Origin of the sequence: Pseudomonas sp. NMS19W, assembly GCF_051554255.1 — a bacterium.
Lineage (GTDB): Bacteria > Pseudomonadota > Gammaproteobacteria > Pseudomonadales > Pseudomonadaceae > Aquipseudomonas > Aquipseudomonas kribbensis.
In genome coordinates this window covers 1,791,700-1,806,720 of sequence record NZ_CP136718.1, presented here as the reverse complement: position 1 = coordinate 1,806,720, position 15,021 = coordinate 1,791,700, and the positions used below count along the sequence as shown (strand labels likewise).

The 15,021-nt window shown below is 61.2% G+C and carries 16 protein-coding genes and 1 pseudogene; 2 read left to right on the top strand and 15 right to left on the bottom strand.

Going from position 1 to position 15,021, the window contains the following annotated elements:
- The first annotated feature begins 237 nt into the window (after positions 1–237).
- Complete coding sequence (locus R1A29_RS08305; protein WP_438302020.1) at positions 238–1,065, top strand: c-type cytochrome; 828 nt, start codon at positions 238–240, stop codon at positions 1,063–1,065.
- A gap of 14 nt (positions 1,066–1,079) precedes the next feature.
- On the opposite strand, the gene R1A29_RS08300 is transcribed toward R1A29_RS08305, so the two are convergent.
- The 10 genes from R1A29_RS08300 to R1A29_RS08255 form a co-directional block, all read right to left on the bottom strand.
- Positions 1,080–1,889, bottom strand: coding sequence for a transglutaminase family protein (locus R1A29_RS08300; RefSeq protein WP_085705298.1), 810 nt, complete (start codon positions 1,887–1,889; stop codon positions 1,080–1,082).
- Complete coding sequence (locus tag R1A29_RS08295; RefSeq protein ID WP_085710656.1) at positions 1,886–2,836, bottom strand: alpha-E domain-containing protein; 951 nt, start codon at positions 2,834–2,836, stop codon at positions 1,886–1,888. The genes R1A29_RS08300 and R1A29_RS08295 overlap by 4 nt, the downstream gene beginning before the upstream one ends.
- Before the next feature lie 12 nt (positions 2,837–2,848).
- Positions 2,849–4,258, bottom strand: a complete 1,410-nt coding sequence (locus R1A29_RS08290) for a circularly permuted type 2 ATP-grasp protein (RefSeq protein WP_085690507.1) — start codon at positions 4,256–4,258, stop codon at positions 2,849–2,851.
- Between the two features lie 475 nt (positions 4,259–4,733).
- The gene (locus tag R1A29_RS08285; RefSeq protein WP_438301130.1) at positions 4,734–5,081 is read right to left on the bottom strand and encodes a ribonuclease E inhibitor RraB; all 348 of its coding nucleotides are present in this window, start codon (positions 5,079–5,081) and stop codon (positions 4,734–4,736) included.
- Between the two features lie 210 nt (positions 5,082–5,291).
- A complete protein-coding gene (locus R1A29_RS08280) occupies positions 5,292–5,525 on the bottom strand; it encodes a hypothetical protein (RefSeq protein WP_085710655.1) in 234 nt (77 codons plus the stop codon).
- Between the two features lie 154 nt (positions 5,526–5,679).
- Entirely contained in the window at positions 5,680–6,555 is an 876-nt protein-coding gene (gene speE / locus R1A29_RS08275; protein WP_438301129.1) for a polyamine aminopropyltransferase, read from the bottom strand.
- A 135-nt stretch (positions 6,556–6,690) separates the two neighbouring features.
- On the bottom strand, positions 6,691–6,882 hold the full coding sequence (locus R1A29_RS08270) for a PLDc N-terminal domain-containing protein (protein WP_003223221.1): 192 nt from the start codon (positions 6,880–6,882) through the stop codon (positions 6,691–6,693).
- A 71-nt stretch (positions 6,883–6,953) separates the two neighbouring features.
- Entirely contained in the window at positions 6,954–7,484 is a 531-nt protein-coding gene (locus tag R1A29_RS08265; protein ID WP_085732360.1) for a hypothetical protein, read from the bottom strand.
- A 91-nt stretch (positions 7,485–7,575) separates the two neighbouring features.
- Complete coding sequence (locus R1A29_RS08260) at positions 7,576–8,094, bottom strand: ankyrin repeat domain-containing protein (RefSeq protein WP_085710653.1); 519 nt, start codon at positions 8,092–8,094, stop codon at positions 7,576–7,578.
- A gap of 96 nt (positions 8,095–8,190) precedes the next feature.
- Positions 8,191–10,029: a long-chain-acyl-CoA synthetase gene (locus R1A29_RS08255; protein WP_438301128.1), complete on the bottom strand. Its 1,839-nt coding sequence runs from the start codon at positions 10,027–10,029 to the stop codon at positions 8,191–8,193.
- Between the two features lie 388 nt (positions 10,030–10,417).
- Between R1A29_RS08255 and R1A29_RS08250 the strand changes: the two genes are divergently transcribed.
- On the top strand, positions 10,418–10,696 hold the full coding sequence (locus R1A29_RS08250; protein ID WP_085710651.1) for a DUF3509 domain-containing protein: 279 nt from the start codon (positions 10,418–10,420) through the stop codon (positions 10,694–10,696).
- 76 nt (positions 10,697–10,772) lie between these two features.
- Here the strand turns inward: R1A29_RS08250 and mtnC are convergent, their stop codons facing one another.
- From mtnC to aroC, 5 genes and pseudogenes are all read right to left on the bottom strand, one after another.
- Complete coding sequence (gene mtnC, locus R1A29_RS08245) at positions 10,773–11,456, bottom strand: acireductone synthase (RefSeq protein WP_438301127.1); 684 nt, start codon at positions 11,454–11,456, stop codon at positions 10,773–10,775.
- 4 nt (positions 11,457–11,460) lie between these two features.
- Positions 11,461–12,006, bottom strand: coding sequence for a 1,2-dihydroxy-3-keto-5-methylthiopentene dioxygenase (locus R1A29_RS08240; protein ID WP_085710649.1), 546 nt, complete (start codon positions 12,004–12,006; stop codon positions 11,461–11,463).
- A gap of 92 nt (positions 12,007–12,098) precedes the next feature.
- Positions 12,099–12,725, bottom strand: a complete 627-nt coding sequence (locus tag R1A29_RS08235; RefSeq protein ID WP_438301126.1) for a methylthioribulose 1-phosphate dehydratase — start codon at positions 12,723–12,725, stop codon at positions 12,099–12,101.
- Complete coding sequence (locus R1A29_RS08230) at positions 12,722–13,867, bottom strand: MFS transporter (protein ID WP_438301125.1); 1,146 nt, start codon at positions 13,865–13,867, stop codon at positions 12,722–12,724. The genes R1A29_RS08235 and R1A29_RS08230 overlap by 4 nt, the downstream gene beginning before the upstream one ends.
- Positions 13,868–13,898: 31 nt before the next feature.
- Positions 13,899–14,989, bottom strand: a pseudogene (gene aroC / locus R1A29_RS08225) (chorismate synthase).
- Positions 14,990–15,021: the final 32 nt, after the last annotated feature.

Here is a 15,021-nt window from a genome sequence, read left to right as displayed (position 1 = left end):
GATATGCAGGCAGGCATCAGGAAATAACAAAAAAGGCGGTCAAGCCATGTTCAAACAACCGAAAGTTCGTCAAGCAGGGCTCATTCTTTTCGCCACGACGCTGTTGTTGATTTTGCCGAACCTGACCAAGGTCATCGGCTGACTCAAGCGGCAGGTATTGCTCATCGCCACTGAAAATTTGACTGGCCCGCTACCCGGGCCAGCGTGGCTGTGCCAACCTTTGCGCACTTCCACGACATGGACGGCGATCACTTGAAAACGCTCATTCTGTTCGGGGCCATGCTGCTGAGCCTGCCCCTGTCTGCCGCACAGCTGAACCTGGAGCTGGGCGAGAACAGCCGCACCTGGCAGACCGAGGAATTGCTCAAGCATCCTCAGGTGCAAACCCTCACGATCAAGAATGATGTGTCCTACAAGCAGGACATGACTTATCGCGCCGTGCCGATTGCCGCACTGCTGACCGGCATCAAACCCGAAGATCACCTGCAAGCCGTAGCGCTGGACGGTTTTGCCGCAGAGCTGTCCGCCGCGCCGCTACTGAACAACAAAGGCTCACGCGCCTGGCTGGCCATTGAAGACCCGGACCACCCATGGCCGCCGCTGTCGGAAGGCAAACACAGCGCCGGGCCGTTCTATCTGGTGTGGACCGATCCGCAGGCCGGCAATATCAGCCCGGAACAATGGCCATTCGAAGTTGCCAGCATCAAGCGCATGGCGCCGGTGGCCGAGCGCTTCCCTGCCCTGCTGCCGGATCCTGCGTTGAAGGCCGACGACCCGGTGAATCAGGGTTTTGCGCTGTTCCAGAAGAACTGTCTGGCCTGCCATCGCCTGAATGGTGAGGGGGATGCGCAGTTCGGGCCGGACCTTAATATTCCGTACAACCCGACCGAGTATTTCGGCGCGGACTTCCTCAAGCGCTATATCCGCGATCCGCAGAGCTTGCGTCTGTGGCCGCAGGCGAAGATGCCGGGATTCTCCGCCGAAGTTTTGCCGGACGCGGATCTGCAGAAGCTGATCGGATATTTGCAGCACATGGCCGGGCGCAAGGTTGCGCCCGCCAAGTAAACCGACTCCATCGTTTATTGCTGCTGCACCGAGATGACTGGTGCTGGTGTCGGCGACACCAGCACCTTCGCATGCATCTGCTCTGACCCGCCGCCCCGGCGCATGCCCCGCACCGGGCAGGCGTCGAGGTAATCCAGTCCCACCGCCAGTTTCAGGTGCCGCTCCGGCCGCGCCAGCTCATTGGTCACGTCGAAGCTGTACCAGGCGTCATCGATCCAGGCTTCGGCCCAGGCATGACTGGCCAGATGCTCGCAATCCTCGCTGTACAGATAACCCGACACATAGCGCGACGGCACCCCGAGACTGCGCGCGCAGGCCAGAAACGCGTGGGCGTGGTCCTGGCAAACACCCGCCCGCCCGGCGAATGCCTCGGCGGCGCTGGTGTCGACTTCGGTAGATCCCGGCGTGTAAGTCATGTGCTGGTTTAAACCGTGCATCAGGTCAATCAATGCGTTGCGGTCCCGTCGTTGTTTGCAGGACTTTTCGGCAAACGCCCGCAGCGCCTCGTCAGCCTCGGTCAGCCGGGTAAAACGCAGGAACGGCAGCGCCGACTGGCTTTCATGCTCCGCTTCGCGCAATTCGTCGATATCGACCTGACCACGGGCGCCGATGATGATCGCTTCGTGGGGCTCGTCCATGGTCAGCACATGCAGGATGTTACCGAACGGGTCGAGCTGGGCCCGCACCGGGCGCGGCAGGTCGAGCTGCCAGCTCAGCACGTGCTGACGCTCGCTGTCGTGGGGTGTCAGGCGCAGGTACTGGATGCTCGCCCGCACCTGATCTTCGTAGTGATAGGTGGTCTCGTGGCTGATGGAAAGTCTCATGCGGCCTCCAGGTAGGAACTGTGAATGGCGTTGCCCAACTGGCGCACCAGCGGGATGAACTCGGTGAGCCAGGCGTGCAGCCCTTCCTCGAGGATTTCTTGAATGCCGGTGTAGCGCAGGCGTGCGTCCATTTCCGCCGCCAGCCGTTGCGCCGGTCGACCGTTGGCCCCCGGCAGTTGCGCCAGGATCTGATCGATCTCTTCGGTGCAGGCCCGCAGCGAACGCGGCACGTCGGCGCGCAACAGCAGCAACTCGGCGACGTGCCGGGCGCCGGGCGCGTCGCGGTAAATTTCGGTGTAGGCCTCGAACGAGGACAAGGCCCGCAACAAGGCGCTCCACTGGTAATAGGCGTGGGCGGTGCCGTCGCTGACCGCTTCCGCCTGGTCGCCGGCCATTTCGTAGCGGGCGTCGAGCAGGCGCAAAGTGTTGTCGGCCCGTTCGATAAACGTGCCCAGGCGAATGAAGCGGAACGCGTCATTGCGCATGATGGTGCCGTAGGACGCGCCACGGAACAGGTGCGAACGCTCCTTGATCCACTCGCAGAATCGGCTCATGCCATAACGGCTGAGGCCCTGATTGGCGATGCCGCGGATCTCCAGCCAGGTGGCGTTGATGTTCTCCCACATGTCGGCGGTGATCCGCCCGCGCACCGCATGGGCACTGGCCCGCGCCGCACCGAGGCAGCTGTAGATGCTCGCCGGGTTGGCGGCGTCGAGGGCGAAGAAATGCAGCAATCGTTCGGCATGCAGCTCGCCGTGGCGTTCAAGGTAATCGTCCAGGGTGCCGGTGATCATCAGCGGCATCGCCAGTTCGTGCAGACCGTCGCCACGGCCGTCCTGCGGCATCAGCGACAGCGAATAGCTCACATCCAGCATGCGGGCGAGGTTTTCCGCCCGCTCCAGGTAACGCGACATCCAGTACAGATCCGAGGCAGTTCTACTTAACATGGCAGGCTTCCTTCAATCCTCGACCACCCAGGTGTCCTTGGTTCCGCCGCCCTGGGATGAATTCACCACCAGAGAGCCTTCACGCAGGGCGACACGGGTCAAACCGCCGGGCACGACCCGGGTTTCGCGGCCGGACAATACGAACGGGCGCAGGTCGATATGGCGCGGCGCAATGCCGTTTTCGACAAAGGTCGGACAGGTCGACAGCGACAGCGTCGGTTGCGCGATGTACGCGTGGGGCTTGGCCTTGATCCGCTCGCGGAACGCATCGATTTCCGCTGTCGTCGCTGCCGGCCCCACGAGCATGCCGTAACCACCGGAGCCCTGGGTTTCCTTGACCACCAGATCCGGAAGATTGGCCAGCACATGGGAAAGTTCAGACGGATTGCGGCATTGCCAGGTCGGCACGTTCTTCAGGATCGGCTCTTCATCGAGGTAGAAACGGATCATCTCGGTGACGAACGGATACACCGACTTGTCGTCCGCCACCCCGGTGCCGATGGCATTGGCCAGCACCACGTTGCCGGAGCGATAGGACGACAGCAGCCCCGGCACGCCGAGCATCGAATCCGGGCGGAACGCCAATGGATCAAGAAACGCGTCGTCGAGTCGGCGGTAGATCACGTCCACCGCTTTCGGGCCGTCGGTGGTGCGCATGAAGACTTTGTCGTCGCGTACGAACAGGTCGGCACCCTCGACCAGTTCCACCCCCATTTCCCGGGCCAGAAACGCATGCTCGAAAAACGCGCTGTTGAACCGCCCCGGTGTCAGCACCACGACACTCGGGTCGTCGATCGGGCTTGAGCTTTTCAGGGTGTCGAGCAGCAGGTTCGGATAATGGTCGATCGGGGCGATGCGCTGGGCCGCGAACAGCTCGGGGAACAGGCGCATCATCATCTTGCGGTCTTCAAGCATGTAGCTCACGCCGCTGGGCGTGCGCAGATTGTCCTCGAGCACGTAATAGGTGCCGTCGCCGTCGCGCACCAGATCGACGCCGGAGATGTGCGAATAGATATCGCGGTGCAGATCCAGCCCCTGCATCGCCAACTGGTATTGCTCGTTGGCCAGCACCTGCTCGGCGGGAATGATCCCGGCCTTGATGATGCGCTGCTCGTGGTAAAGGTCGGCGAGGAACATGTTCAGCGCCTTGACCCGCTGGATGCAGCCGCGCTCGACGATCCGCCATTCGCTGGCGGGAATGCTGCGCGGAATGGTGTCGAAGGGAATCAGGCGCTCTGTCCCTTGCTCGTCCCCGTAGAGCGTGAAAGTGATCCCGGCACGATGGAACAGCAGATCGGCCTCGCGTCGCCGCTGGGCCAGCAGTTCGTCAGGCGTTTCCGCCAGCCAGCGGGCAAACTCCCGGTAATGCGGGCGGACCTGGCCGCCGGCATCGTACATTTCATCAAAATAGGTGCGGATCATGCCGTACTCCTTGTCACCCCGGACCTACAGGCCTTCGCAAGGCCCGTGCCATCGGCATAAACGCTTTGATTTCAATCGGTTGGATATTCACGCCACACACACCGCACCATTCCTGTGCGGCAAATGCCCCAACCTGATCGCCCCCGCTTCATTGCGACGCAGTCCTGTCGCCTATCACCAGCATAGTCAGAGTTGATTTCACTGCCCGGCGCCGCCTGCGGATAATCCGCACATCCGCTGCAAAACGTCCCTGACGAAGCATGCAGCCCAACTGACATGGCTTGCCCCGGCAGCCCTCCCGGCCGTAACCCTGACCGGTTTCCTCTCCTTCCGGTCTTCCCTTTCAGCCACCTCTCCTGGTGGCTTTTTTTGCGCCGGATTCTTGTTTCAGGGTTTTGCCGTGCAATGTTCAAGGCGCAGAAACGACAACGGCCGACCCGAAGGTCAGCCGTTGCTCGACGTGTTGCGAGGGTGATCAGTTCAAACGATGGCGGTTGCGCACCTCCTGCTTCACGCCCCAGCCTTCGATGATGCCGCCCAGAGGCTCGACCACCGCCGAGAAGCCCTGTTCGAAATCGCCAATGTCGTCGTTGGTTGCGTACATCACTTTGCTCAATTCCAGGGACCACGCGCCGTCGTCGCGCGCACTGACCTGGGCATTGATGGATTCACCGCGAAACTTGCCTGCCGCCCTGCGCGCCCGCTCCTCGTCCGGGAAAATGGCGTAGAACTCGATGGGATGGAATCGGGAAAAATCGAAACCGCCTTCTTTCATGCGGCGCAGCACGTTGCTGCTGATGTCTTCTTGATAGGCTGTGCTCATGAACGTCCCCCTCGCATAGATGGATAGACTTTCCGTATTCCCTGCACCTGGCCGAACGGCTCAGGCGTTACGGCAACCGTGTTGCCGACGGGAAACAAGCATGTAGCTGACAAGACCAGACCTTAGCGATCCGTTCGCTGATCTCGCTTGCAGAGTAGCCCCAAGATAGAGCCGCTGCCAAGGCCTGGTGCGTTACTGACAAGAAGATTTTCAGATGGGTGTGATGCTGCGGATTTCGATGCTGTTCTGGGTTTTCAGGCTTTTGGCGCCTGCATCGGAGGTGCGCCCTTCCAGATCGTTCAGATCCAGTGCGGCGGCGACAGGAAGGAGTCGTTCCTTGATCAGTCGTGCGGCCTCATCATCGCTGGGGCATTCCGCACGCTCGAAGACTTCATCGACAATTTCACCGTGATCATCCACGAAAGTGACTTTCCACTTTTGCATTGGAGCCTCCTCGAACAAACCCGCAAATGGGCTTACATCTATCTCGACTTTTGTCAGGATTGATCGTTCAAAAGCTTTACATCGATGAAACATGAAAAACCTTTCATCTACGGGAGCGAATCGCCCCGCTCCCGCAGTGATGACGGCTGAGTGATCAGTCGTTGCTTGGCTTGTTCACCGCTTGCAGCACGTATTGCGGCAAAGCGAAGGCGCCGATGTGGATTTCCGGGTTGTAGTAACGGGTGACAATGCCGCTGCCGATGAAGCGCTGTTGCAGGACTTCACGGCTCAGTTTGCGGTAGGCCGGATTGGTCGAGCCCCAGGCGAAGGTCATCGAACCGCCGATGTAGGTCGGCACGGCCGCCTGGTAGAAGTGCCAGTCCGGGAACAGGCTGCGCAGGCGACCGGCGGTGGTCTTCACTTCGTCGATCTGCATGAACGGCGTGCCGTTCTGGGTCACGAGGATGCCGTCCTCGTTCAGGCAGCGGTGGCAGGCCTGGTAGAAGTTTTCCGAGAACAGCACTTCGCCCGGGCCGATCGGGTCGGTGGAGTCGGAAATGATCACGTCGAATTTTTCAGTGGTGGTGGCGACGAAACGCATGCCGTCGTCGATCACCAGGTTCAGGCGTGGATCGTCGTAGGCGCCCTTGGAGTGGTTCGGCAGGAATTCCTTGCACATGTCGACCACGGTGCCGTCGATCTCGACCATGGTGATGTGCTCGACGCTGGCGTGCTTGGTCACTTCACGCAGCATGCCACCGTCACCGCCGCCGATGATCAGTACGCGCTTGGCAGTGCCGTGGGCGAGGATCGGCACGTGGGTGAGCATTTCGTGGTAGATGAATTCATCGGCTTCGGTGGTCTGGATCACGCCGTCCAGCGCCATCACCCGGCCCATGCGCGGGTTCTGGAAGATCACCAGGTGCTGGTGCTCGGTGCGCACTTCGTGCAGCAGTTTTTCCATGCGAAAACGCTGGCCGTAGCCTTCGTAGAGGGTTTCCAGGTATTCGCTGGTCTTGGTGACGGTCATGGTGAAGTGCTCCGATGAATGCGCGGGCGCCAATCGTCAGGTTCGATTGCCCGGGAAAGGCGCGCATTCTACGTTGCCGAAGATGACAGGTCGAACCTCAGTTCATCGGCCCCGCGCAATCCATGGTGCGAACGGTCAGATCCGCACATTGCCCCGCGGCCCGGCGATCGCCCAGATGATCAGGCCCAGCACCGGCAGGAGGATGATCAACAGCACCCAGAGGATTTTCATCCCGGTCTCGGCGCCGCTTTTCAGCACGTTGATGATCGCCCAGATGTCGAGGGCAAGAATGATCAGGCCGATCAGGCCGTTGAACGTGGAACCCATGGTGTCGCTCCAGAATAGTGGCATGCACTTTTAGGATAGACGGTCGCGCGCAGGGTTCCCTTTTATTGCATTCAGACGTGAACGGCGACCTTCAAGGCTTCCAGCGACGGCGCGGCGGCGATGCCGACTTCGGCGCACAGTTCCAGCACGCGCGGCACGTCGTTGCCGTAGACCAGCACCATTTGCAGCTCGTCGTCGAGCAACTGGCTGAAGTTCATCAGTGTGTAACCGCCGTTTTCCTTGTTCAGGCTGCTCATCTGCACCTGGATGCGGTTGAGCGCGGTCAGCGCTTCGGTCTTGGCCAGTTGCTTGGGCTTGAGGTTGAACTCCACGCCCGGGCCGAACGACGCCACGATCTGCGCGAACAGGTCGACATAGGTGTCGGCCTGGAACAGCACGGTCTCCGGCAGACTGCCGACCACCACCCACTCGCCCAGCGGAATCGGGAAGGTGTCGTCGTAGTTGATGTCCGGATTTGCGGTCAGAAAAGCGTCGGCATCGGCGTAGGCCTGTGCGGCCTCGTCGGCGACCTTCTGAATCTCGTCTTCGCCCATGCAGCCGGAGCTGATTTTGCTGATGAGTTCGGCGAGTGCGGCTTTCATGGGGGCAGGTCCTGTGGCTTGGGGAATTTCGAGGGCGCGAAGGATAGCGCATTCTCGCCCTCCCCACAGAGCCGGCTGCGGACCGACGGTGTCAGCCCAGCAGTTTTTCCAGCTGCGCGGTGGTGTCCACAGCGCCCATGGTGCGAGCCGCGTCCAGCGCGGTGACGCCGTTGGCGTCCTTGGCTTTCGGGTCGGCGCCCTGGTCGATCAGGAACTCGACGATTTCAACGCGGTTGAACATCGCCGCCATCATCAGCGCCGTGCGGCCATCGAAGGATGCGCCTTCAATCTGCGCGCCACCGGCCACCAACGCCTTGACCACCGCCAGGTCACCCTTGAACGCCGCGCCGGCAATAGGGCTCTGGCCGTTGCCATTGCGTTGCTCCGGGTCGGCCTTGTGCTTGAGCAGAACCTGCACCGCGTCCACATGCCCGTAGTAACTGGCGAGCATCAGCAGGGTGTCGCCCTTGCTGTTGGTCAGGTTCACCGGCAGACCGGCGGTGATCAGGCGGTCCAGCATCACCGCATCACCTTCGCGCGCCTTGTTGAATACCTGCTCGGTGAATTCGGCAGCTTCTTCGGGGGTCATCTGGCGGCTTTGGTCGGACATGGGGCAACTCCACTTTCGGTCAATCGGAAAGCCGCTAGTTTCCCGAGCGCGGCGATAGCTGTCACCCCTTTTTTCCAAGGCAGCCGATAGCCAATATCAATAACGGAACTTGCCTGCCTGGATGTCCGCAAGGATTTCATCCGTGACCTGCACGTAGGTTTCGGTTCCCGGCAACCAGGCATAGATCGGGTCGTCGCCGGTCTGGCCGGGGTCGAAGCCTTCGTTTTTCAGGCGCGTCTTCTGGTATTTGAAGGTGCCAGTAGTTTCCATTTTCACTTTGACCCGCAAGAACAACGGCACCGCATAGGCCGGCATGCGCTGACGGGCGAAGGCCAGCAACTCGGTGAAATCCAGGGTCGCCAGAGATTCGGCCGGGGTGATCGCCGCCATGCCGGCGCGACCGTTGGTGTTGGGGATTTCCACGCCATAGGCCACGGCTTCGGAAATGTGCGGATGCTGAAGCAGCAGGTTCTCGACCTCGGTGGTCGAGACGTTCTCGCCCTTCCAGCGGTAGGTGTCGCCGAGCCGATCGACAAACTGCGCATGGCCGAAACCGATGTTGCGCAGCAGATCACCGGTATTAAAGAAACGGTCGCCCTTGGTGAACACGTCTTGCAGCACGACTTTCGCGGTTTTCTGCGGGTCGGTATAGCCATCCAGCGGCGCCTTGTCGTCGATTCGCGCCAGCAGCAGGCCCCGCTCGCCCCGGCCGACCTTGCGCATGAAGCCGTCGTCACCGCGAATCGGCTCGCCGCTGTCCTGGTCGTAGGCGACCAGTTCCCAGGCCATCAGCGAGAAGCCGATGGTGTTGTCGAAATTGAGGATGTTGGTGAAGCCGATGTTGCCGTCGCTGGCCGCGTACAGTTCGCAGATGTGATCCACCGCGAACCGGGTCTTGAACTCGGCCCAGGCACCGGGCCGCAAACCGTTGCCGATCATCTTGCGCACATCATGGCGGCTGTCATCGCTGCTGACCGGCTGATCCACCAGATAACGGCACAACTCGCCGACGTAGCCGATGGTGGTGGCGCGGTAGCGGCGCACGTCGCTCCAGAACTGCCGGGCGCTGAACTTGCGGCGAATCGCGAATCCCGACGCGCCATTGACCGCCGAGCCCCAGCACACGCAAAGCCCGGTAGCGTGATACAGCGGCAAGGTGCAATAGACGATGTCGTCCGGGCGCATGTCGAGGGCGATCATGCCGAAGCTCGCCGAGCTGCGCATCCAGCGTCCGTGCTTGAACACCCCGGCCTTGGGCAAACCGGTGGTGCCGGAGGTGTAGATGTAGAAGCACGGGTCATCGAAGAAGATCTGCCGGCTGCTGGCCGGGTTGTCGCCCGATGCATCGGCACTGGCGCTGATCAGATTGGTGTAACCCTCCGGCGCAATGCCCGGATGGCTGAACGTGTCCTGATCGGCGACGAACCAGGCGCGCGCTGCCGGGATCGTCACCTGTTCGCGCACCGCTGCGAACGCTGGCTGCAATTCCTCGCCGACGACAATTGCCACCGGCGCCACCAGATTGATGCTGTGGATCAGCGTGTCGCGGGTCTGTGAGGTATTGAGCAGAGCGCTGACGGCGCCGACCTTGGCCAGCGCCAGAATCGTCACCAGCAGTTCCGGACGGTTCTCGATGAACACCGCCACCACATCGCCTTTGCCGATGCCCTGCCCGATCAGATAGTGGGCGATGCGGTTGGCCCACTGGTTGACCTGCGAATAACTCAGCACCACCTCGCCCGACAGCAGCGCGGGGCCATCCGGATTGCGCAGGGTCGCTTGCTCGAATGTCCAGCCCAGGCCACAGGTTTGGGTCGGATCCTTGACGTTGGCCACCTTCATGCCTTTCACCACCCGAGGGATGGCTTTGGCGATCATCGGCAGTTTGCGGAGCATCATGCCCCAGGTAATCGTGTCGCTAGGCGCGTGACTCATGGCAGCTCCCGTTCGACCTTGACGTGCAGGCCGGATTTTTATTGTCGGGCAATCGGGTGAGGCAACCGGCGCTTCTCGAGCGAGGGTCGAGGCCGAAAATACGTCAGGGCTTCTCGGGCTGTACACGCGGTTTTTGCAATGTTTTGTATCCGCCAGCGCTACAAGGCGAAACGTGATTGCGGCAGCAGGGAATGGTTCCATCGGATCGACAGCGATCCCGCAAAATGCAGGATGCACGATGGCCATTCATGCAGAATGCACGACGATCCGAATTTGCATATTTTATAAGTTGTTGATTTATAATGATTTTATAAAAACAAAATACTGGCACAATCGCTGCAACCTCCTCCGCATGCTTGCCATTCAAGTGCATACGGAGCTGAAAGACATGAGCCTGATCCAAGAAAAATTTACCTCCCTGTTCTCCAACTTCGCAGTCACCACCCAACCGCGTCCCGATGGCGGGATCCTGCTGACGCTGAAGAGCGCCGACGGCAAAGTGTTCAAACGTGCCCTCACCTATCAGCAACTGCATGCCGGCGACCAACTGTCGTGGGCGATCAGCGCGATTCGCCGTGACCTGGCGGAACAGGCCAGCGAGCTGCCGCAGATCGGTATGCTGCAAAGTCAGCAGCGTTTTGCCCTGCCGACCTATCACTCGATGTAATACGAACACCCCATAAACAAACAGGCCGTGGAGCTTTCGCTTCACGGCCTGTTTTTTTGCGCCCCGATGGGTGGAGTCAGAACGCTTCCGGTTCGATCCCGGTAAAGCTGTCGACGGTCACATGCCCTTCCAGCTCCCCGCCTTCACGGGCCAGCCCGCAGGTTTGCAGGCCGGCGGCCCGAGCGGCGTCGAGTTCCTGCACGATGTCGGACAGAAACAGGATTTCCTGCGGCTCAACGCCGATGGCCTGCTGGATATTGCTGTAGGACTGCGCTTCGCGCTTGGGGCCCGACGTGGTGTCGAAGTAGCCACTGAACAGCGGCGTCAGATCCCCGGCTTCCGAGCAGCCGAAGATCAGCTTCTGAGCCTGGATCGAACCGGACGAGTACACGAACAGTTGATAACCGGCCTGATGCCAACGTTTGAGAGCTTCGACCGCATCCGGGTAAACATGCCCCTTCAACTGCCCGGCCTGATAACCCTGCTCCCAGACCATGCCCTGCAACGCTTTCAGCGGCGTGGCTTTGCGGTCTTCGGCGATCCAGGCCAGCAGAATGTCCACGACCCGTTCAACGTCGGCCTGCGGTTCGTTGCTGTCGCGGCGTACGGCGTCCAGTTGCTCGGCAACGTCCGCACGCTGGGCGTTCTGGCGAACGAAGTCCGGCAGGTGTTTGGCCGCATACGGGAACAGCACGTCGAACACAAAACTCACCGCGCTGGTGGTGCCTTCAATATCGGTGAGGATGACCTTGATCGACATCGCCTCAGTCCTCCAGACGCGGGAAGCGGCCGGCGATGTCTTCGCCGGTGAAATTGGCAACCCAGCCTTCAGGGTTGTTGAACAGGCGGATCGCCACGAAATGCGGGTTCTCGCCCATGTCGAACCAGTGTTTGGTGCCCGCCGGCACCGAAATCAGGTCGTTCTTCTCGCACAGCACGGCGTAGACGTAATCGTCGATGTGCAGGGTAAACAGGCCACGACCGGCGACGAAAAAGCGCACTTCGTCTTCGCCATGGCGATGTTCTTCGAGGAACTTGGCGCGCAGCTCGGCTTTTTGCGGGTGATCGCTGTTGAGGCTGACCACATCGACGGTGATGTAACCGCGCTCGGTCATCAGCTTGTCGATCTGTTCTTTATAGGCGCCGATCACTTCTTCCTGGCTGGCACCGGGCTGGATTTTCGCGGCGGCTTGCCAGCGGTCGAAACGCACGCCCTGCTCGGCCAGGGTCGAGGCGATGTCTTCGAAATGGGTCAGCACCTTGTTCGGAATTTCAGGGCTGGAAACGTGATAGACGGACAGGCTGCTCATGGGGCAATTCCTCGGTATCGGCCTTGCCGTCCGGTTCTTCGAGACCGGTCGGGCACTGCATTCATCAGGCAAATGGGCTGGTTCTGGTGAAGTCAGCCTTGGCGGTTCATGACGCTGCGGGTCTTCAACTCGCATTCAAACAGGAATTCAAAGGCCTCGATCTGGCGCAACGCATCACTCATCTGCGCGCCCCAGGTGTAGAGGCCGTGGCCGCGAATCAGATAACCGACGCAATCGGGATGGGCGTCGAGCCAAGGCTGAACCTTGGCGGCGAGGCGCGCAATGTCCTGATCGTTATCGAAGATCGGCACCCGCACTCGGGATTCGTGGGTCGAAATGCCGCTGAAGGCTTTTTGCAGTTCGTAGTCTTCGAACTCGATGAAGTCTTCCGGCGTCAGGCGCGACAACACCGTGGCGTTCACCGAGTGGGTATGCAGCACGGCGCCGATCTCCGAGCGCCAGCTATAGAGCTGGGTGTGCAGCAGGGTTTCGGCGGACGGCTTTTTGCCCGGTTCCAGACTGTTGCCGGACAGGTCGGTCGCCAACACATCGTCCAGACCCAACTGGCCCTTGTGCTTGCCGGACACGGTCAGCAGCGCTTCGCTCGGCGACAGGCGCGTCGAATAGTTGCTGCTGGTGGCCGGCGACCAGCCGCGACCATAAAGAAAACGCCCGGCATCGACGATTTGCTGGGCAAGCTGTTCACGGGTAAGGCTCATGGCCTGTCCTCTTGCATTCGAATGGCAATGATAACGGCAGCGGCGAGCGCTGCGAGACTGGCAATACTAAAGGTCAATGTCGCGCCGAGGGCATTCCAGCTGTAGCCGGAATACAACGCGCCGAGCGCACCGCCGGTGCCGGCCAGCGCCGCGTACAACGCCTGGCCCTGCCCTTGCTGGCGTGCGCCGAAGCTACGTTGCACGAAGGCGATGGCAGATGCATGAAAGCTGCCGAATGTCGCGGCGTGCAGCACCTGGGCAAACAGCAGCACCGAGAGGAATTCGGCGAACGAACCTAGCAGCAACCAGCGCAGTGCCGCCAGCAGAAAACTCACCATCAGCACGCGCCGCAGGGAAAACCGCGCGAGGATCCGGCTCATGGCCATGAACATCAGCACTTCCGCCACCACGCCAACGGCCCAGAGCATGCCGATCACGCCACGGCTGTAACCCAGTCGCTCAAGGTGCAAGGTCAGGAAGGTGTAATACGGCCCGTGGCTCATCTGCATCAGCGCCACGCAACCGTAGAACGCCAACACCCCAGGACTGCGCAGTTGCTTGAGAAAGCCCTCGCCCGTCGGCCGGTTGCCCTGCGGCGGCTGCGCGTTCGGCACCCACAAACTGCTGAGTACAATGCCGGCCATGATCAACACCAACGCCGCCGGGTAGATGTCGAGGCTCAGCCATTCGAACAATCGCCCGAGCGCGACCACGGTGATGATGAAACCGATGGAGCCCCACAGCCGGATCTGGCTGTAACGGGAGGTCTGGCCTTGCAGATGCGCCAAGGTAATGACTTCGAACTGCGGCAACACCGCGTGCCAGAAGAACGCATGCAACGCCATGACCATTGCCAGCCAGGCGTAGGTCTTGCTGACGAAAATCAACGAGAAGGTCAGCAGCGTGCATACCGCGCCGAAGCGCACGATGGCCAGGCGTCTGCCGGTGTAGTCGCCGAGCCAGCCCCAGATGTTCGGCGCCACGCAGCGCATCAGCATCGGGATCGCCACCAGCTCGCCGATGCGTGCGGCGCTGAATCCGAGGTGATCGAAGTACAGCGCCAGAAACGGCGCCGTCGAGCCGAGCAAGGCGAAATAGAACAGATAGAAACTGGACAGCCGCCAGTACGGGAGCGCCGCCACGGTCAGACCGCGGCGGCTGTGAGTTGACCCATCAGAGCTGGCCCAGAACCGGGGTGTTCACGCGCACGTCGGCGTTCTGGCCACGGTGACGCAGCAGGTGATCCATCAGCACGATGGCCATCATCGCCTCGGCAATCGGCGTGGCGCGGATGCCGACGCACGGATCGTGACGGCCCTTGGTGATCACTTCGACCGGGTTGCCATCGATATCGATCGAACGGCCCGGGGTGGTGATGCTCGACGTCGGCTTCAACGCCAGGTGCGCGACGATCGGCTGACCGGACGAGATGCCACCGAGGATGCCGCCGGCGTTGTTGCTGAGGAAACCTTCCGGGGTCAGTTCATCGCGGTGCTCGGTGCCACGCTGGGCGACCGAGGCGAAACCGGCGCCGATTTCCACGCCTTTGACCGCGTTGATGCTCATCAGCGCATGGGCCAGTTCGGCGTCGAGACGGTCGAAGATCGGCTCGCCCAGACCCGGCATCACACCTTCGGCAACCACGGTGATCCTGGCCCCGACCGAGTCCTGATCACGGCGCAACTGGTCCATGTAGGCTTCCAGTTCCGGAACCTTGTCCGGGTCCGGGCTGAAGAAGGCGTTCTGCTCGACCGATTCCCAGGTCTTGAACGGAATTTCGATCGGGCCGAGCTGGCTCATGTAGCCGCGAATGACGATGCCCTGGGTCGCCAGGTATTTTTTGGCAATCGCACCGGCCGCCACGCGCATGGCGGTTTCCCGCGCGGAGCTGCGACCGCCGCCACGGTAATCGCGCTCGCCGTATTTGTGGTGGTAGGTGTAGTCGGCGTGGGCCGGACGGAACAGATCCTTGATCGCCGAGTAGTCCTTGGACTTCTGGTCGGTGTTGCGGATCAGCAGGCCGATGGAGCAGCCGGTGGTGCGGCCCTCGAACACGCCGGACAGGATTTCGACTTCGTCCGCTTCCTGACGCTGGGTGGTATGGCGGCTGGTGCCCGGCTTGCGGCGATCGAGGTCGCGCTGCAGGTCCTCAAGGAAATCTCCAGGCCCGGCGGGCAGCCGTCGACAATGGCGACCAACGCCGGACCATGGCTTTCGCCTGCGGTGGTGACAGTGAACAACTTGCCGTAGGTATTGCCGGACATGCAGGACGCTCCGTGAAATCAAACCCAAATTC